This window comes from Kosakonia sp. ML.JS2a (genome assembly GCF_025642095.1).
In the GTDB taxonomy this organism is placed as follows: Bacteria; Pseudomonadota; Gammaproteobacteria; order Enterobacterales; family Enterobacteriaceae.
The window spans coordinates 2,671,391-2,688,979 of sequence record NZ_CP106754.1 but is presented as its reverse complement, the minus strand read 5'-3'; the positions used below and the strand labels follow the sequence as shown (position 1 = coordinate 2,688,979).

Genomic DNA, 17,589 nt, shown 5'->3' with positions numbered 1-17,589 from the left:
TTAACCCTTTTGGGCGTATTTAATGTACAGGTCACAGTCAATACCCGCACTCCCCTGTTGCGTCGTGTCATTCAGCCAGTGATTCACCTGTTTTACCTTTTCATCGGTGGTTAATTGACCCGTAATGGAAAGCACCGGAATATGGGTGAAAGAGGCAAACAATTGTTGATAGGCGTAACGCGTATCGTCTAAAAACTGTGTATCGCGCCAGAATGCCGGTAAACCGCGAGAGATACCGCTGACTATCTTGTTATTCTGCCGGGCGATCGATTCGCTACTGACGATATCGACATAAATCACCCGTGTAGGCAAAGGCAAACTGCCGTCTGCGATTTTTTCGTGATATTTGCGCACGGTGCTTTCAAACATATCGAGCGAGGTCAGACGGCTATAGGCCCAGGCATAGCAGAGATGGGTTAAATACGAGCGGTCAAAGAAGCGAAAAGCCTTGTCCTGCATACGCTGACTTTCGTGTTCGATAAACCAGTTATTGATGTATTCGACCTCTTCAAGCGTACGTCCATTACCGGGGAAGTCCTCCCTTTTGAGCACTTTCCCCAGCTCGAAGCAGATTGCCTCGCCCTGCGCCGCCAGTGCGTTAATCAACAAACTCTTCCCCGCACAGGGCAGCCCTTCAATAAAGATCATTGGCATTTGTCCTCAAAAACACGTCGTGCTTTTTCAATTTCTGCATGAGGATCAATACCCATTGCGCGAAGCGTTGTGTGGCAAAAATGGAAAACAAAGCAATCCAGCGCCAGCCCTATTTTCATCTGTAATTGAATCGCCCGGCGGCAAAAATCGTCATCCGTGTAATAACCCGAATCAAAAGACTCATCCAGCAATCCGACCCTGTCGAGGACATCGCGTTTCATTAATAAACAGTGGCCGTATGCGCTGGCGATGGGTTGTGAGCGGTGTTTATTTTTCTCATAGAGTTCTGCGGAAAACTGTTCGATATCGCTGGTAAGAGAATCAAAATCAACCAGCAGCGGATTGGTGCAATCGGTTGAGGCAAATGCTCGGTTAGTCAATGGGGCAACGATGTCATAGGTATTTAAATGGGCAAGCATGCGTTGCAATACGTTCGCGGGCAGGATGACATCATTATTGGCAAAGAGCACAAATTCGTTCTCCACCCGTGATAACCCTTGATTCATACCGGTGGTGTAGCCAAGATTGCTCTCGTTAGTGATAAGCGTGGCGTCCAGATTTCTCAGGTATCGCCGCATAGTTTCATCACTGCCGTTATCAATGATAATAAGGCGGTTAGCTATTTGCCCGGTTAATGAGTTAATGAAGAGTATCGTTTTTTCCATTTGATTAAAAATTGGCACCACCACGTCAATATGCATATTCGCTCCCACGATTATTTACCGGAACTGAAGCCCGCCGAAATATATTATATAAGGTCAGGCCACCATGGTTTTGGCCGCAGACAGCGGGCACGAAAAAGATAAATAACAATAAAAAAGCGTAAAGAAATAGCCTGCCAGGGAATGGCCTATATGCCTCTTTCCGGCGTATCGTGATTCAGAGGATCAAATAAAAGTATTAGCGGACTGTACGCAGCCTGCAATATTTTTTGTTGCAGGCTGCGTAAACGAGCCCGTTTAACAGACTACGCGCGGGTTTCGGGCGTTCAATCCATCATCCCTTTAAGTTTAGCCAGCAGATACGCCGCCACCGACGTGGCATCGCTGATAACGCCGTCGCGGATCAACGCTTCAAACTCGCGGATGGGCATTTTGCGGGCGGTCAGTCCAACCTCTTCCGGATCCAGCGACTGCTGGTCATAGTGCAGATTTTCTGCGAGGAAAATATGGTAGCCCTGGCTTGAGTATCCCTGCGCCAGTTTCTGGTAACCAACATGGCGCATTGTCCCGGCCACCAGCCCGGTTTCTTCCCGTAACTCACCGGCGGCAACCTCGCCGGGATCGGCATCAGGATTGCACTCCCAGGCACCTTGCGGCAGCTCGATCGTTTGCTGCTTTAGCGGATAGCGGAACTGCTCCACAACATAAAGCGAGTCGCCCTCTCTGGCGATAATCACCACAAAATCGGCTTTCTCAACCACCGAGTAGATCCCTTCGTTGCCATCAGCCCGCAGGATCCGGTCTTCACGCAGACGCATCCATTTATTGCGATAAATTTCCGTGGTGGTCAGCGTTTTGATACCGGTCATCGTTATTCTCCTGGCGTCGCCATTATTGACATCTCACTCTGTTATCCCTCTTTTATCATCAACCGGTCCGCTCCCAACCTGCAATTGTTCTGATTTTTTTCACTCAAAACGATCAACTCTGTCGGTCTGAAAGGGGTTAGCAAAATAACAAATAAGAAATGATTGATTAAAGTTCATGCAACATTCACCCTTTTAAGGTACATTTCATTCGAAAGCCGGACGTGAATGGCGCATCCGTATCGCCAGGCGCTCAGGATGCACAAACTGAGGACAAAAGCGCACGGTTATTGTGGGAAAGCGCAGATATTTCATCGGGTTAGTTTTTGTGTTATCAGTATTCCCCCTCATCTTTGACGGGGTGCTTTATCCGCATTCCAACCCATACAGAGGCTGATAATGGAATCTATCGTTTATGTTGTCGATGATGATCATGCCGTCAGGCAATCTCTCGTCCGGTTGCTGGCGTCGGAGGGTTACCCCGCTGTCGATTTTCCTTCCGCCGAGTCCTTTTTCGCCGATCCTCTGGTTTCCGCCCCTTCTGTGCCTTCGTGCCTGATCCTCGATCTGAATATGCCGGTTGCCGACGGTTTTGACGTGGCGGGGGTACTGAAAGATCGCGGGCGCGATCTGCCCATTATCTTTCTCACCGGGTACGGCACCATTCCGCTGACGGTACGGGCGATGAAAGCCGGTGCGCGGGAGTTTTTGACCAAACCGGTGGAGCCGGAACGGCTGTTGTCTGCGGTTGCCGAGGCGCTGAACGTGGCAGAGAAAGAATTTGCACAACAGCAGGAGCACTTCGCCCTCAGGCAGCGCCACCTCTCCCTGACGCCGCGTGAACAGGAAGTGTTTGAGCTGGCCATTAGCGGCCTGCTGAATAAGCAGATCGCCGCCGAGCTTGGGGTCAGCGAAATCACCGTCAAAGTGCATCGCCGCCGGGTAATGGAGAAAATGCAGGCCCGCTCTCTCGCCGATCTGGTTCACGCTGCGGGCACCCTGCACATTGCCAAATCCCGTAGCCGCTAATCCCCCGCCACGGGTAATTCGAAGGTAAACAGGCTGCCGAACGGTTGCCTTGCCTGCGCGTGAAGTTTGCCCTGATGACGTTCAATGATCGCATGGCTGATGGTTAACCCCATCCCCATTCCCTGCGGTTTGGTGGTGTAGAACGATTCAAACAGCCGCGCCTGCACATCCGCATCCATTCCGCTCCCGGTGTCGGCAATCTGGCAACTGACGGTTTCCGGTTGCGGGTTTTGCGTGTGCAGCGTCAGGATCCGTGGGCGCGAATCCACATCGCTCATCGCTTCAATGGCGTTCATCACCAGGTTCAGCAACACCTGCTGGATCTGCACACTGTCGCCATAAACGAGACTGTTACCCGCCTGTAGAACGTATTCAACGGTAATACGTCGGCGCTCCAGTTCGCTGCGCGACAGGGTCATAATATGGCGGAGCAACACGTGCAAATCGACGCGTTCCAAAACAGGCGTCTGCCGCCGCGTCAGGGATTGCAGGCTGCGGATCACTTCACCTGCGCGCTGACCTTCACTGATGATCTCCGCCAGCCCGGTACGCACATTCTCTACCGGTATCGGGTCGCGATTCAGCCAACGCAGACTGGCACCCGCATTGGCGACAATCGACATCAGCGGCTGGTTGATTTCATGGGCGATGGAGGACGTCAGTTGCCCGACCGTGGTGGCCCGTGAAACCCGCGCCAGTTCTGCCTGTGCAACGCGCACGGCGTCCTCGTTTTGCCGCTGCGCGGTAATGTCGGTGATGGTGCCGAAATACTCATACACCGCGTTACCCGCACCCACCGGATCGCCGATACCCAGAATGTACCGACACTCGCCGTCGGCGCGGATAATACGGAACTCAGCCTGCATCGTCAGGCCATCCGCAACGCTGCGGGTGACCAGCTCGCTGATATGCGGGTGATCGTCCGGGTGCACAAAAGTGAGAAACTCCGCCATCGAAATCAGTTTCTGCTTCTCCGGCAGACCGAGGATGCGTGCATACTCTTCGGACATGTGCATCAGATCCTGCTCCAGCTCCCAGCGCCACGTCCCGGTATGGCTGATTTGCTCGCCGAGCATCAGCGACGTCTGGCTGGCGCGCAACTCTTTCTCTACCCGACGGCGCTGAACGTTCTCTTCCAGCAGTTTGGCATACAAACGCGCGGTTTCCAGCGAAACGGCGGCATGCGCGCCCAGCAGGTTTACCACGCGGGAGTGTTCCGCGGTAAACACCTCCGGCATCAGGCGATTTTCCAGATATAACACCCCCACCAGCCGCGCCTGCTTGAACATCGGCACGCACATCACCGCCGCGCCGGAAGTGAGCAGATAGGGATCCTGACTGAACGGGCTGTACTCTTCCGGCCTGCCGGTACGGATCTCCTGCCCGGTGCGGATCACTGCCGCCAGCACCGACAACGGCATATCGGTCGCCATCGGCATCTCTTTCATCACCCGCACGCGCACGCCGTCGTTGCTGGTATGCGCGCTGGCTTCGATTTCCGGGATATTGTCGTTGAGCACGCGGATCAGTAACCCCCGCTGCGCGCCCGCCCGTTCCAGCAGCATGGTCAGCAGAATGTGCATCAACCGTTCCAGGTTAATCTCTTCCGACAGCGCGCGGGAGGCTTTAATGATGCTTTGCAGATCGCGAATCTCTTCATTTTGCGCAAAGGCAATGGTGTCGTAAGGCGTACTTTCCGCCGGTGCCACCAGATGCGGGTGCTCCTGTTCAAGCTGGCGAACTTTCGCCCGTGCCCCGGTTCGGGCCCAGGCGGCTATCGCCCCACGAAAGTGCGCATCAGCCGTGGTGTGGTAGCCGCAGGCCAGCGCAAAACGCCCGGCCAGTTCATGGGAGAGCGCATTGCTGGGGTTAAATCCCGCTTCGCGAGAGAGCCTGATGGCTTTTTCGTACTGCGCCAGTGCGATGCTGTTCATGCCATCGAGACGCACGATCTCGGCATACACCAGCGCTTCTTTATCGCTGAACGTGCCGGGGTTCACCCGTGCCCAGTGGGCTATTTTGTTGTAGTGCGTGTTCAGGCGCAGACGGTGTTCGGCGGAAAAGGTATCCGGCGTCAGTTGCATCGACAGCGACAATGCGCTGTAAAGGTGGAGATCCAGCAGATTGATATGTCCCGGTGCGGACCAGGCATGTTTCTCCGCTTCGGGCAGCGCCTGCCCGGCCTGAGCGTACTCGCCGGCAAAGAAGTGCGCCATCCCGCGGTAGAGCCAGAACCAGAACTGCATGGTCGCAGGTGGCGTATTCGGCAGTAGTGACGCCGGGAGCACCGCTTTACCGCTGAACACGCCTTCCGGTTGCCGCAGAAACTCGACAAAGTGACGTTGTAACTCCAGAACCGTATCCATATCCTGATAACGGGTTTCCCGCACAAACGCCAGCCCGCGTTCAATGGTGCTCAGGACGCTGTCGAGGTGATCGCCGCGACTCAGGCTATTGCTCACCTGGCGGAAGGTGGCAAAACAGGCAATGGTGAGATCGCCATGGGCCACGGCTGCGCTGAAACAGGCTTTTGCATACTCCACGCTGCGCGATAAGGGCTGCGTCCAGACGCTGATCCGGCCCAGTGGCATCAATGTCTTGGCGGCGTATTCGTGTAAAGCGTGTCGTGTGACCAGATCGTGCGCCAGCGTGCCGTATTTCAGCCCCAGATGATATTCGCCATAACGTTCGCCAATCAGCACGCCAAACCACGCCAGCGCGGAAGTGGATGCCCCTGTCAGACCGCGTTCCAGTGTCAATTGCAGCATCTGGCAGAGCAGCAAAAAATGCAGACGCGGGCAGATAAAACTGGCGTACAGACTGGCGCTCGCCAGCAGGTTCATTAACGCATCGGTTTCACGGTGGTTCATGCGCGGCAGCGCCATAAACAGGCTGGCGGGATGTTCCCCCACCCGCGCGTGCATGCTCTGCCAGGCATCATCGCACTCTTCCGCATCGGGCCAGCGGTTCAGGTGAATACCGAATACCGACAGCCAGCACAGCGTGGTCTCCAGCGCCAGCGGATAGCTGGACTGGCGGATATGCACTTCCGCCAGCAGGTTTGCCGCCAGCGCTTTTTCTGTCAGCCCGCCCGGCGCTGCCAGTAGCTTTTCACACAGACTGCGGGCGGTGGCGAGATGCCCCAGCAGAAATTCGCACTCCGCCTGTTGCAGATCGAGGGCAAACAGCGCGGTGCGGTCGGGGCTGAGAATGCGCGCGGTGTGTAAATACCCCAACGCGGAGCGGTAATCACCGGTACGCTTTGCCCGGCGAGCCGCGAGTTCGCTCAGCTCACTGAACATCCGCTGTTGCGGCGGTGGCTGAACGCAGTCAATGGCCGCCGTGACATGGTGAATGGCGCGGAATAACACGTCATTCCCGGCGGCCTGCCGTGATGTCTCCGCCAGCAGCGTGGCGGCGGTCAGGTGCAACTGACGGCGTGCTGCCGGATCCAGCAGCGCGGCGGCAGCCTCCTGAATGCGCTCATGAGGAAACGCATACTCTTCCGCACCGAGGGTAATCAACTGTACCAACACAGCCGGGTGCAGCCGGTAGCGCACATCGGTTGGTGACATCCCCAGTATCTGGCCAATCAGCGATAGCCCCCCGGTTGTGCCCAGACAGGCCATGCTGCCCAGCAATATGCGGGTTTCTTCCGGCATATGCGCCAGTTGCTGTAGCACCAGGCCTATCACGTTTTCACTGTAATGCCGGGCACGGATAGCCTCGAGATCGTACTGCCATTTGCCCTGATAAGGGTTATGGCTGACCAACCCATCTTCGGCAATGCGCTTAAAAAACTCATGGACAAACAGCGGGTTACCGCCTGTTTTTTCGTGGATAATCTTCGCCAGATCCACCGTTGCCGCCGGGCGTGTCTGAAAGAGGGTCGCCAGCCATCGGGAGACCGCTTTGCCGGAGAGCGGCTGCGGCACGCTTTCCACCGTTTGCCGGGCGGCATGGCGCAGTCGGGTTAACGCGGCCTCAAACGTCTTGTCCTGTAACGACGGTAGATCCCGGTGTGAGACCACCAGCAACAGCGGTAACCCGCTGCTGTTTTGCAACAGGTATTCCAGTAATTGCAGGCTGGCATCATCAAGCCAGTGCAGGTTGTCGATCAGCAGCACCAGCGGGCGGCCTGGCGTGGCGAACACGTTCACCAGGCACAGCACCATATGGTTGAAGCGCGCGCGGGAATCCAGTGAGAAGGTGTCGACAAACGATCCCGGTGGGTTGCCAATCAGTAAACCCAGCTCCGGCGCCAGGCTGGCTGCCAGTGCTTCGTAACCACGCAGCGCGCGGGAGAGCCGCGATTGCCATTGCGCCACCTCTTCCGCCGGTAACCCCAGCAAATGCAGCGCCAGCGAGCGAAACGCCGCCGTCAGTACGCCCAGTGGTACAACGTGTGACGACTGCTCAGCCTTACCGAGCGCAATCAGCGTGGGACGACGCTGGAAGGCCTTCAACGCCGAGGCCATCAGCGAGGATTTTCCCATGCCTGATGGGCCGCTAATGATCGCCAGCATTTGTGCGCCGCGCTGATTCACCTCTTCCAGTGCGGCGACCAGTTCACCCGCCTGCGGATGGTCACGGTACAGCGTGTCGGCAAAGTGCAGCGCCGGGGAGCGATCCTGTAAAGCAGGCGTAAACAGCGCGATGCCGTGATCGGCGGTGAGCGTCGCCTGGCAACGGCGCAGATCGGCAATTAACCCGTCGATGCTCTGGTAGCGTTTTTCCGGCGATTTGGCGAGCAATTTCAACACAATCCGCGACAGCATCTCCGGCACGTCTTCGCGCACCGTATGCGGTGGCGAGGGCTCGGAAGCGATATGGTGTAATGTCCACTCCGCCTGCCCGCCTTCGCTGAGATCAAAGGGCAATACGCCGGTGAGCAGCGCATAAAAGACAATGCCGAGACTGTAGAGGTCGCTGCGGCTGTCCACCGCGTGGTGCGTGCGGGTGGTGTGCTCCGGCGACATATAGGCCAGCGTCCCGCCGGAAAGCGGCAACCAGCTCTGGGCCAGTTCTCCGGCGGTACTTGTCGTCAGGCCGAAGCCGCCTAACCGACAGCCGTCGTCGCCGAGAAAAAGATTACCAGGCTTAATATCGCCGTGGATCAGGTGGTGTTGGTGCATCTGGCGCAGCGGTGCGCAAAGCTGTACCGCCAGCGCCAGCCAGTCGGCAACCGAGACCAGGGGTTGGGTCGCCATGCGGCTTAACGGCTTAAAGGGGAACGCGGGATACACCAGCGCATAACGGCCATGGTATTGCGTGCTGGCGATGGGTTTGACCGCCCAGCGGCTGTCGAGATACGGGCGCAGGGCAAATTCATTTTTGAGGAGCTGGCTGGCGCGGGGTTCCGTCTCGTCGCTGACGGCAGTGGCAAGAATAAAGGTCTCATCGGCCTGTGGCTGGCGCACGTTCATCCAGACAATGCATCCCTCCTGCGCCAGCGGCGTGTAGATGGCGTCATCCTGAAGCGTAAACGGCTGGCCCTCGTCGGTTTCGCCCGCCGTGGGTTGCCGGTGCAGCCGATCTTTCCCGCTCATGGTTTATCCTCGCCCGGCGTCAGCACGCGCTGAATATGTTCCAGCAGGATATCGATATCGATGGGTTTGCGTAAAAAAGCCACGGCACCCGCGTGTCCCGCGTACCGTGGCCAGGTTTCCTCGTCATGACCGGAGATAAAAATCACCGGCGGCGGCGTCGGGCTTTGCTGCAATGCCTCGAACAGCGCCGCCCCACTCATGCCTTTCAGTTTTATGTCGACAATCACCAGCGCGGTGTCGTTACGCGCCGGAATGTCGTTGAGAAATGCCTCAGCAGAAGCGAATGTCAGCGTGGCGTAGCCATCGGATTGCAGCAAATTGCTCAAACCGCTGCGTACGGAGGGTTCATCATCAACAATGGCAACACGCTGTGTAAGCGTCATTCGTTATCCTCGGGCATCGGGCATCGCTAATGCGGCGGCGAGTCTGAACGTTCAGGCTGCGGCGCGCCGCTGATTTTGGGCACGCACTCATGGCGAAACCACGCCAGAGTTAAGGGTTCGCGGGCGATCAGCCTGCGAATGGCCGGAACCAGTTGCTCCCCCACCAGCATGCCAAACAAACCGAACAGCGCCACCACCGGCGGTGCGGGCGAGTGAACCTTCAGTAAAGCATAAATCCCCCCAGCCAGAACACCGACAAGGAGTGAGACAATCCAGGATTTCATAGACTTACCCTGCGCTTGAGTGTGTTATCAGCGTGGCAATCAGTTGCTCACCCAGCAGCATGCCGAGCAAACCGACCAGTGCAATGGCAGGCGGCGCGGGAGAGCGCACTTTCAGCAGTGCGTAGATCACACCCATCAGCACGCCTGCGGCGAACGATATCAGGCCGATATTCATGACTTTCTCCTGCCGGGAATAGAACGAAGGAAGAGCGCTGACCGGCGGGTACCGGCCAGCGAGGCGCTTAACGCGCCGGAACCGGAGCCAGCGTGCGGTGACCGGCTTTGGCTCTGGACGGCGCTTTGTGCACCATGGTGTAGGCGTAATCCACGCCCATGCCATACGCGCCCGAGTGCTCTTTCACAATCGCCATGACCGCGTCGTAAGTTTTGCGGTGCGCCCAGTCGCGCTGCCACTCCAGCATGACCTGCTGCCAGGTCACAGGGATGACGCCCGCCTGGATCATGCGCTGCATCGCGTAGTCGTGCGCTTCTTTTGACGTGCCGCCAGAGGCGTCCGCCACCATGTAAATTTCGTAGTCGCCTTCCAGCATGGCGCACAGCGAGAAGGTGTTGTTGCACACTTCTGTCCACAGACCGGAGACCACCACTTTGCGTTTGCCGTTAGCGGCCAGCGCATCGCGCACTTTCTGGTCGTCCCAGGAGTTCATGGAGGTGCGTTCCAGAATATCCTGCTCCGGGAACACATCCAGCAGTTCAGGATAGGTGTTGCCGGAGAAGCTTTCGGTTTCCACAGTGGTAATGATCGTCGGGATATTGAAGACCTTCGCGGCTTTTGCCAGCGCGACGGTATTGTTTTTCAGCACCTGGCGGTCAATGGACTGCACGCCGAACGCCATCTGTGGCTGGTGATCGATAAAGATTAACTGACAGTTAGCCGGGGTCAGGACTTCAAGCTTCGAGGTTGTCATATCAGTACCCATAGAGGTTAAAGTGAAGATCGCTACGTTCAGACAGCAAACGACGGGTCATCGCTATCGTTGGCTGCATGGTAGGTATCCCGCCCCGGCAAAACCATTATCTGATGGTATAACTATCCTTTCGTATACCTATACTTTGGTACAACTATCCTGCGCTTTATTCCCGTCGCCATAATTCCTCCCGATGCTTACCGGCCGCTATGCGCCGCCCCAGACTGGAGGAATGATGGATTCGCTCACACACGCAGAACTGATATTGCTTAATGGCCAGTTTCACACGGTCGATCGCGAAAACCCGTTTGCCGACGCTGTTGCCATCCGTGACGGAAAATTTGTCAAAGTCGGCAGCGCCGCAGAGGTAATGGCCTGGCAGGGCGAGCGCACGAAGATGGTCGATTTGCAGGGCCAGACTGTGATTCCGGGTCTTAATGACTCGCACCTGCACCTGATTCGCGGCGGGTTGAACTACAACCTGGAATTGCGCTGGGAAGGCGTGCCTTCACTGGCGGATGCGCTGCGTATGCTGAAAGAACAGGCGCTGCGTACGCCGTCGCCGCAGTGGGTGCGCGTGGTGGGCGGCTGGACAGAGTTCCAGTTTGCCGAGCGGCGCATGCCGACGCTGGATGAGATCAACGAGGCTGCACCGGATACCCCGGTTTTTATCCTTCATCTTTACGATCGTGCCCTGCTTAACCGCGCTGCGCTGAAGGTGGTCGGTTATACACGCGATACCCCTAACCCGCCCGGCGGCGAGATCCAGCGTGACAGCAATGGCAACCCCACCGGCATGTTGATCGCCCGCCCGAACGCGATGATCCTCTACGCCACGCTGGCGAAAGGCCCGAAACTGCCGCTGGAGCAGCAGGTCAACTCCACGCGTCAGTTTATGCGCGAACTGAACCGCCTCGGCCTGACCAGCGCCATTGATGCAGGCGGCGGTTTCCAGAACTACCCGGACGATTATGAGGTGATTGCTGAACTGCACGCCAAAAAACAGATGACGGTGCGTATTGCCTATAACCTGTTTACCCAGCGTCCGGGGCATGAGCTGGAAGACTTTGAAAAATGGACCGACATGCTGACACCCGGTCAGGGCAGTGATTTCTTCCGCCATAATGGCGCGGGTGAAATGCTGGTGTTCTCCGCGGCGGATTTTGAAGACTTTCTTGAACCGCGCCCGGATCTGGCGCCAGGTATGGAAGAGGAACTGGAACGCGTGGTACGCCATCTGGTCGAACACCGTTGGCCGTTCCGCCTGCATGCCACCTATAACGAATCCATCAGCCGGATGCTGGATGTGTTCGAAAAAGTGAACCGCGAAATCCCCTTTGATGGTCTGCACTGGTTCTTCGACCACGCGGAAACCATTACCGAAGCCAATATTGATCGTGTCAAAGCGCTGGGCGGTGGCATTGCCGTACAACACCGGATGGCGTTTCAGGGCGAGTATTTCGCTGAGCGCTACGGTCAGCAAGCCACGAAACACACCCCGCCGGTAGCGCGCATGCTGGCAGCGGGTTTGCCGGTGGGTCTGGGCACCGATGCCACCCGCGTGGCCAGCTATAACCCGTGGACGGCGCTTTACTGGCTGGTCTCCGGGCGTACCGTCGGCGGTATGCAAATGTACGAAAGCAGTGCGCGACTCGATCGCGATACCGCCCTGTTGCTGTGGACGCAAGGCAGCGCCTGGTTCTCCAGCGAACAGGGGAAAAAAGGCCAGATCAAAGCCGGTCAACTGGCAGACCTCGTGGTGCTGAGTAAAGACTATTTTCGCGTGCCGGAAGAAGAGATCAAAGGCATTGAGTCGGTACTGACGGTGGTGGGCGGCGAGATTGTGTATGCCGCAGGCCGTTTCGGACCGTTAGCACCGCCGGCGATCCCGGTACTGCCGGAGTGGTCTCCGGTGGTGAACGTGCCCGGGCATTACCGCAGCGCTCCGCCACAGGCGGCGCGAGTGGGTCAGGCAGCGGGCGTGCATCACTGTTCCGGGCCGTGTGGGGTTCACGTTCATCAGCACGATATCGCCCGCGGCTCCGCCGTGCCGGTAGCGGATGAGAACGCGTTCTGGGGTGCTCTTGGCTGTAGCTGCTTTGCGTTCTGACATCATGAAAACATCAACGTTTCCGCTCTCTGCGCCCCGTATTGATACGGGGCTGTTATTCCTGCGCCTGACGGGCAGCCTGCTGCTGTTGTATGTGCACGGTCTGCCGAAAATCGTCCATTTCAGCGACCAACTGGCGCACATCGAAGATCCGTTCGGTTTTGGCCCGTGGATGAGTCTGTTACCGGCCATTTTTGCCGAGGTGGTCTGCCCGCTGTTCATCATTGCCGGTCTCTGGACGCGGCTGGCATGTGTGCCGATCATCATTGTGTTACTGGTGGCGATGCTGGTGGTGCATGCGGACTGGTCGCTGGCGGAGGGGCAATTCGGCTGGTTGTTGCTGATAATCTTTACCACTCTGTTGCTGACCGGTCCGGGCCGCTGGCGCGTCAGCCTGCCTGCCAGAGGAGCCCTTGCATGACGCAACAAAACGAACTGCATGCAGCAGTGACAGTGTCACCAACTTCTGCGGGGGAACCCTCTGGATCGGCCTGGCAACCGCTGCGTCAGCGCGTGTTTCGCATGCTATGGATTGCGACGGTGGTGTCCAATATTGGCTCATGGATGAGCGATATTGGCGTGAACTGGACGATGCTCTCCCTGAGCGCGGATCCGCTGGCGGTGGCGCTGGTACAGGCTGCCAGCAGTCTGCCGATGTTCCTGTTTGTCCTGCCTGCCGGGGTGCTCGCGGACATTGTCGAGCGTCGCAAGATCCTGCTTTTTTCGCAGGTGTGGACGTTCTGCGCCGCCGCAGGGCTGGCGCTGCTGTCGTTTACCGGCAATGTCACGCCGGAAGTGCTGCTGGCCGCCACGTTTTTACTCAGTACCGGTGCGGCGCTGAGCTCCCCTGCTTTTCAGGCCATTGTGCCGGATCTGGTGGAAAAACAGGCGCTCAGCCCGGCGATTGCCCTCAATTCGCTGGGGATCAATATCAGTCGTGCCATCGGCCCCGCGTTAGGCGGTTTGATCCTCTCGTTTGCCGGGCCGTGGATGGTGTTTATGCTCAACGCCCTGTCCGTACTGGGCGTCGGCTATGTGCTGCACCGCTGGAAACCGCAAACGACACTGCAACGCCTGCCGCCTGAACACTTCTTTACCGCTATCCGCGGCGGGCTGCGCTATGTGCATGCCGCGCCAGTGCTGCGCAATGTACTGGCGCGCACCGTGGCTTTTTTCCTGTTTGGCAGCGCCGGGTGGGCAATGCTGCCGCTGGTGGCGCGCCGCGAGCTGGGGCTCGGGCCTGGCGGCTACGGCATTATGCTTGCCTGCATTGGTCTGGGGGCGATTTGCGGTGCGGTGGTACTGCCGACGCTGCGTAAGCGACTGAATGCCGACCAGATGATGGTGGCAGCCAGTTTGCTGTTTGCCCTGACCATGCTGGCACTGGCGTTTGTCCGTCATTTCTGGCTGCTGAATCTGTTTGAGTTTTTCACCGGGTTTGCATGGATAGCCGTGCTGTCGACGCTGAATGTTGGCGCACAGCGAAGTGCGGCGCGCTGGGTGAAAGCGCGGGCGCTGGCGGTCTATCTGACGGTGTTTTTCGGTTCGATGACGCTGGGCAGCGCCCTCTGGGGAAAACTCGCCTCGGCGTATGGCATTTCATGGGCGCTGTGTGCAGCGACAGTGGGAATGTTGCTGGGGACTGCTACAGTTTTACGCTGGCGGCTGGAAAAAGATGCAGCGCTGAACCTCGATCTTATCGGGCCGCCGGACGGCATCGTTGAGATGACCGTGGCCCATGAACGCGGGCCGGTGCTGGTGAGTTGTGAATACCAGATTGAACCACAGGAGGCACAGCACTTTATGCAGGCCGTCCAGGAGATGCGGCGCGTGCGGCGACGCACTGGCGCGATGGGCTGGGCGGTGTATGAGGATATCCGTCAGCCGGGGGTGTTTGTGGAAACCTGGCTGATGGGATCGTGGATTGAGCATTTGCGCCAGCATGAACGTCATACGGTCAATGACCGTTTGATTCAGGAGCGTGTGCTGGCGTTCCACCGGGGCGGCGTCTCGCCGGTCATGCGTTATCTGATAGCGCCCGGTGAGCGGTAAGTTTATGGCAATCACCCACTACTTAACGATGAGGTAAGCAGATGAGCACATTTAAGACGCAGGATGGTACTCAGATTTATTACAAAGACTGGGGTGCGGGTAAGCCGGTGCTGTTCAGCCATGGCTGGCCGCTGGATGGTGATATGTGGGACAGCCAGCTCAATTTCCTCGCCGAGCGTGGTTACCGCGTTATTGCCTTTGACCGCCGTGGTTTTGGGCGTTCCGATCAGCCGTGGAGCGGCTATAACTACGATACCTTCGCCTCGGACATTAACGATCTGATCACGACGCTCGATCTCAATGAGGTGACCCTGGTGGGCTTCTCGATGGGCGGCGGCGATGTGACCCGTTATATTGGCCGTTACGGTAGCGCACGCGTTGCAGGCCTGGTGTTGCTGGGCGCGGTGACGCCAATTTTCGGCAAAACCGCCGATCATCCGCAGGGCGTGGACAAGAGCGTATTCGACGGTATCCTGGCGGGGTTACGTAAAGATCGCGCGCAGTTTATCAGCGATTTCGCCACCCCATTCTATGGTCTGAACGCCGGGCAGAAGGTCTCTGACGGCGTACTGACGCAAACGCTGAATATTGCCCTGCTGGCATCGCTAAAAGGGACGCTGGACTGCGTTACTGCATTTTCTGAAACCGACTTCCGTCCGGATGTGGCGAAAGTGGATGTGCCCACACTGGTTATTCATGGCAGTAATGACCAGATTGTGCCGTTTGAAGCGACGGGCAAGCTGTCGGCGGAGCTGATCGCCGGGGCGGAGCTGAAAGTGTATGACAACGGCCCGCATGGTTTTGCGGTGACCCATCAGGATCAGTTGAACGACGATTTGCTGGCGTTTCTGAAGACACTGTAAGCGTGCCGCTAAACTGTTGCCTGGCGAAGGCCCGATAGCCGTAGCGTTATCGGGCTTTTTTTTATTAAGATGCCAGGACTTAACGTTTTAAAGGAATATCGCATGCATCTGATTGTGAAGCACGACATCACGGCACAGGATCAGGAAGAACTGTTTACGGGGTTAAGACGTTACAACCAGCAGTTTATTGATGTCAGTTTGTGGGGGCATCTGGCGATCTATTCACGTGATGAGCATGGCGTGATGCAAGGCGGCGTGATTGCCCGCCAGGAAGGCGAATGGCTGAATATTCACTACTTGTGGGTGCATGAAGATCGGCGTGGTTCCGGACTGGGTCGTGAGCTGATGCAGCGCGCGGCGAAAGAGGCACTGGCGATCGGTTGCCGCCATGCGCTGGTGGATACGTTCAGTTTTCAGGCCTTGCCGTTTTATCAAAAACTGGGCTATGCGCTGAAAATGACGCTGCCGGACTTCCCGCAGCCGGGAATGCAGCGCCACTATCTGACCCGCGACCTGACGGTTTAGCTATCGCTGGTCGCCATCGCACGGTCACGCCCTTCTATCTTCGCCTGATACAGCGCTTTATCCGCGCCCTCCTTCAGGCGAATGGCGTCGTCAAAATCGGCATCGGCGACCACGCTGTAACAGCCTGCGCTGATGGTTACCACCGCATGTTGCCCGCCCGCCTGTGAGTGCGGGATTTTCGCCCCCCTCACCATGCTGACGGCGCGGCGCGCAACAAACAGTGCCGCTTCTGGCCCGGTATCCGGCAGGATGATGGCAAACTCCTCGCCGCCATAACGGGCAATCAGGTCATTCTTGTTCAGTTGCAGTTTTTGCAGAATATCGCCCACCAGACGTAAACAGTTATCTCCGGCCACATGGCCGTAAAAATCGTTATACCGCTTGAAGTAGTCGATATCGATCATGATCAGCGACACCGGTTTTTGCGTTTGCGCCGAGTTTTTCAGGCTTTGCGACAAGAACAGATCGAACTGGCGGCGGTTGGCGAGCCCGGTCAGGCCATCGGCCAGTGCCATCAGTTGCAGCGTATGGTTAATGCTGGTCAGCTCATCCCGCAGCGTCGCCAGTTGCGTCTGATTCCGTACGTTAAGCCGGACCTGACGGAAAATGATTGCGCCCATGAGCAGCGTGCCGAGCAGCAGCATGGCGTTTAACACGATATCCGGCAGGCTGCCGCGTAACCAGCTATTCCACAAGGCGGATTTATCGTAACCCGCGGCAACCACCAGCGGGTAGCGTTCCGAGCGGGCAAAGCCATAAATACGCTCGATGTTATCCAGCGTGGACACCCAGGTGCCGTGGCCGCGATCTTTTTGCGACAATTCGCGGGTGAACAAGGGGCTGGATGAGAGATTTTGGTTGATGGTCTCATCGCCATACGGGCGCACATATAAGGTGGTACCGTCAGTGGTCAATAATGCCAGCAGGTCACGATCCTGAAGCTCGAAATAGCCATAGAAATGGCGGAAATACTCCACTTTTACCGTGGCCAGCAATACCCCGGCAAAACCGCCTGCCGCATCGTTGATGCGTAACGAGACCGGGATCACCATGTCTCCGGTGGAGCGACTGCGGATCACATGGCCAATATGCAGACTGCCGTGATTGTTGCGGCGATGATAAATAAAGTATTCGCGATCGCTGTAGTTGGTCATCAGCGGGCGTTTATCCAGCGAGGTGGCCAGCATCGTCCCCTGGGTGTCAAAAACCATCACCCCGTGCAACTGCGGGACCCTGTCTTTCAGTTCGGCCAGATAGGTGTTAAAGGGGGCAATGTTGAGCGATGCCAACCCTTCCTGCGGAATGTTGCGGCGTACTTCACGCAGGACCAGTTCCGCCTGCAAAAAGGTGTCTTCCGCCTGGCGTGCCTGCGAGACAGAGAGATTAATGGCGCTGCGCTCCGCGTCCTGTACTGTCTTGTCCCACGATCGCGTCAGTGTCCAGACACAGGTGACAATACCTGCCAACAACAGTCCTGCCATAAAAAAAGTGATACTGCGGCCAAGAGATGAATTGAGCGCGAGTGCACGCGCCACATTCTTCTTGAATTTCATTATCCCTCCGGAACCACATCCGCTGTTATTCTGTTAAGCATAGAAGCACGATGATTTATAAGCCAAATAAGCGCGTTATTTGCACCGGACCGGTGTTAAGCGGGGGATGTCCCCTGCTTACACAGGGGAA

Annotated in this window: 15 protein-coding genes; 6 read left to right on the top strand and 9 right to left on the bottom strand. The window is 57.2% G+C overall.

The annotated features are described in order from the left end of the window. From N7922_RS12795 to N7922_RS12785, 3 genes are all read right to left on the bottom strand, one after another. Nucleotides 1-648 (bottom strand): AAA family ATPase, encoded by a 648-nt coding sequence (locus N7922_RS12795; protein WP_263096612.1) that lies wholly within the window; start codon nt 646-648, stop codon nt 1-3. Continuing rightward, nucleotides 645-1,355: a glycosyltransferase family 2 protein gene (locus N7922_RS12790; RefSeq protein ID WP_263096611.1), complete on the bottom strand. Its 711-nt coding sequence runs from the start codon at nt 1,353-1,355 to the stop codon at nt 645-647. The genes N7922_RS12795 and N7922_RS12790 overlap by 4 nt, the downstream gene beginning before the upstream one ends. A gap of 287 nt (nt 1,356-1,642) precedes the next feature. Continuing rightward, nucleotides 1,643-2,185 (bottom strand): NUDIX domain-containing protein, encoded by a 543-nt coding sequence (locus N7922_RS12785; protein ID WP_263096610.1) that lies wholly within the window; start codon nt 2,183-2,185, stop codon nt 1,643-1,645. Between the two features lie 396 nt (nt 2,186-2,581). Here N7922_RS12785 and N7922_RS12780 point away from each other — a divergent pair, with 396 nt between their 5' ends. Further along, nucleotides 2,582-3,211, top strand: coding sequence for a response regulator transcription factor (locus tag N7922_RS12780; protein WP_263096609.1), 630 nt, complete (start codon nt 2,582-2,584; stop codon nt 3,209-3,211). Here the strand turns inward: N7922_RS12780 and N7922_RS12775 are convergent. From N7922_RS12775 to N7922_RS12755, 5 genes are all read right to left on the bottom strand, one after another. Then, nucleotides 3,208-8,760 carry an AAA family ATPase gene (locus N7922_RS12775; protein WP_263096607.1) on the bottom strand — a complete coding sequence of 1,851 codons (5,553 nt, stop codon included), beginning with the start codon at nt 8,758-8,760 and terminating at the stop codon, nt 3,208-3,210. The two genes, N7922_RS12780 and N7922_RS12775, sit on opposite strands and share 4 nt — an antisense overlap. After that, nucleotides 8,757-9,143 carry a response regulator transcription factor gene (locus N7922_RS12770; protein WP_263096606.1) on the bottom strand — a complete coding sequence of 129 codons (387 nt, stop codon included), beginning with the start codon at nt 9,141-9,143 and terminating at the stop codon, nt 8,757-8,759. Before N7922_RS12770 ends, N7922_RS12775 begins: the two co-directional genes overlap by 4 nt. A gap of 26 nt (nt 9,144-9,169) precedes the next feature. Then, nucleotides 9,170-9,427 carry a DUF1427 family protein gene (locus N7922_RS12765; protein ID WP_061495830.1) on the bottom strand — a complete coding sequence of 86 codons (258 nt, stop codon included), beginning with the start codon at nt 9,425-9,427 and terminating at the stop codon, nt 9,170-9,172. 4 nt (nt 9,428-9,431) lie between these two features. Beyond that, on the bottom strand, nt 9,432-9,602 hold the full coding sequence (locus N7922_RS12760) for a XapX domain-containing protein (protein ID WP_263096604.1): 171 nt from the start codon (nt 9,600-9,602) through the stop codon (nt 9,432-9,434). A 67-nt stretch (nt 9,603-9,669) separates the two neighbouring features. Further along, nucleotides 9,670-10,356, bottom strand: coding sequence for a hydrolase (locus tag N7922_RS12755; RefSeq protein ID WP_263096603.1), 687 nt, complete (start codon nt 10,354-10,356; stop codon nt 9,670-9,672). Nucleotides 10,357-10,591: 235 nt separating this feature from the next. Here N7922_RS12755 and N7922_RS12750 point away from each other — a divergent pair, with 235 nt between their 5' ends. The 5 genes from N7922_RS12750 to N7922_RS12730 all read left to right on the top strand — a co-directional run bounded on the left by N7922_RS12750 (nt 10,592) and on the right by N7922_RS12730 (nt 15,906). After that, nucleotides 10,592-12,466 (top strand): amidohydrolase, encoded by a 1,875-nt coding sequence (locus N7922_RS12750; protein WP_263100899.1) that lies wholly within the window; start codon nt 10,592-10,594, stop codon nt 12,464-12,466. A gap of 4 nt (nt 12,467-12,470) precedes the next feature. Then, entirely contained in the window at nt 12,471-12,887 is a 417-nt protein-coding gene (locus tag N7922_RS12745) for a DoxX family protein (protein ID WP_263100898.1), read from the top strand. Then, nucleotides 12,884-14,518 carry an MFS transporter gene (locus N7922_RS12740; protein ID WP_263096601.1) on the top strand — a complete coding sequence of 545 codons (1,635 nt, stop codon included), beginning with the start codon at nt 12,884-12,886 and terminating at the stop codon, nt 14,516-14,518. The genes N7922_RS12745 and N7922_RS12740 overlap by 4 nt, the downstream gene beginning before the upstream one ends. A 41-nt stretch (nt 14,519-14,559) precedes the next feature. Further along, a complete protein-coding gene (locus N7922_RS12735) occupies nt 14,560-15,381 on the top strand; it encodes an alpha/beta fold hydrolase (protein ID WP_263096600.1) in 822 nt (273 codons plus the stop codon). Nucleotides 15,382-15,483: 102 nt separating this feature from the next. After that, nucleotides 15,484-15,906 (top strand): GNAT family N-acetyltransferase, encoded by a 423-nt coding sequence (locus N7922_RS12730; RefSeq protein WP_263096599.1) that lies wholly within the window; start codon nt 15,484-15,486, stop codon nt 15,904-15,906. Here N7922_RS12730 and N7922_RS12725 read toward each other — a convergent pair. Continuing rightward, entirely contained in the window at nt 15,903-17,459 is a 1,557-nt protein-coding gene (locus N7922_RS12725; protein ID WP_263096598.1) for a sensor domain-containing diguanylate cyclase, read from the bottom strand. The two genes, N7922_RS12730 and N7922_RS12725, sit on opposite strands and share 4 nt — an antisense overlap. Nucleotides 17,460-17,589 lie beyond the last annotated feature (130 nt).

Coding starts and splice junctions, on each gene's coding strand:
- N7922_RS12740 (WP_263096601.1), top strand. CDS start 12,884: ATGACGCAACAAAACGAACTGCATGCAGCAGTGACAGTGTCACCAACT.
- N7922_RS12780 (WP_263096609.1), top strand. CDS start 2,582: ATGGAATCTATCGTTTATGTTGTCGATGATGATCATGCCGTCAGGCAA.
- N7922_RS12795 (WP_263096612.1), bottom strand. CDS start 648: ATGATCTTTATTGAAGGGCTGCCCTGTGCGGGGAAGAGTTTGTTGATT.
- N7922_RS12750 (WP_263100899.1), top strand. CDS start 10,592: ATGGATTCGCTCACACACGCAGAACTGATATTGCTTAATGGCCAGTTT.
- N7922_RS12770 (WP_263096606.1), bottom strand. CDS start 9,143: ATGACGCTTACACAGCGTGTTGCCATTGTTGATGATGAACCCTCCGTA.
- N7922_RS12735 (WP_263096600.1), top strand. CDS start 14,560: ATGAGCACATTTAAGACGCAGGATGGTACTCAGATTTATTACAAAGAC.
- N7922_RS12765 (WP_061495830.1), bottom strand. CDS start 9,427: ATGAAATCCTGGATTGTCTCACTCCTTGTCGGTGTTCTGGCTGGGGGG.
- N7922_RS12775 (WP_263096607.1), bottom strand. CDS start 8,760: ATGAGCGGGAAAGATCGGCTGCACCGGCAACCCACGGCGGGCGAAACC.
- N7922_RS12755 (WP_263096603.1), bottom strand. CDS start 10,356: ATGACAACCTCGAAGCTTGAAGTCCTGACCCCGGCTAACTGTCAGTTA.
- N7922_RS12785 (WP_263096610.1), bottom strand. CDS start 2,185: ATGACCGGTATCAAAACGCTGACCACCACGGAAATTTATCGCAATAAA.
- N7922_RS12725 (WP_263096598.1), bottom strand. CDS start 17,459: ATGAAATTCAAGAAGAATGTGGCGCGTGCACTCGCGCTCAATTCATCT.
- N7922_RS12790 (WP_263096611.1), bottom strand. CDS start 1,355: ATGCATATTGACGTGGTGGTGCCAATTTTTAATCAAATGGAAAAAACG.
- N7922_RS12760 (WP_263096604.1), bottom strand. CDS start 9,602: ATGAATATCGGCCTGATATCGTTCGCCGCAGGCGTGCTGATGGGTGTG.
- N7922_RS12745 (WP_263100898.1), top strand. CDS start 12,471: ATGAAAACATCAACGTTTCCGCTCTCTGCGCCCCGTATTGATACGGGG.
- N7922_RS12730 (WP_263096599.1), top strand. CDS start 15,484: ATGCATCTGATTGTGAAGCACGACATCACGGCACAGGATCAGGAAGAA.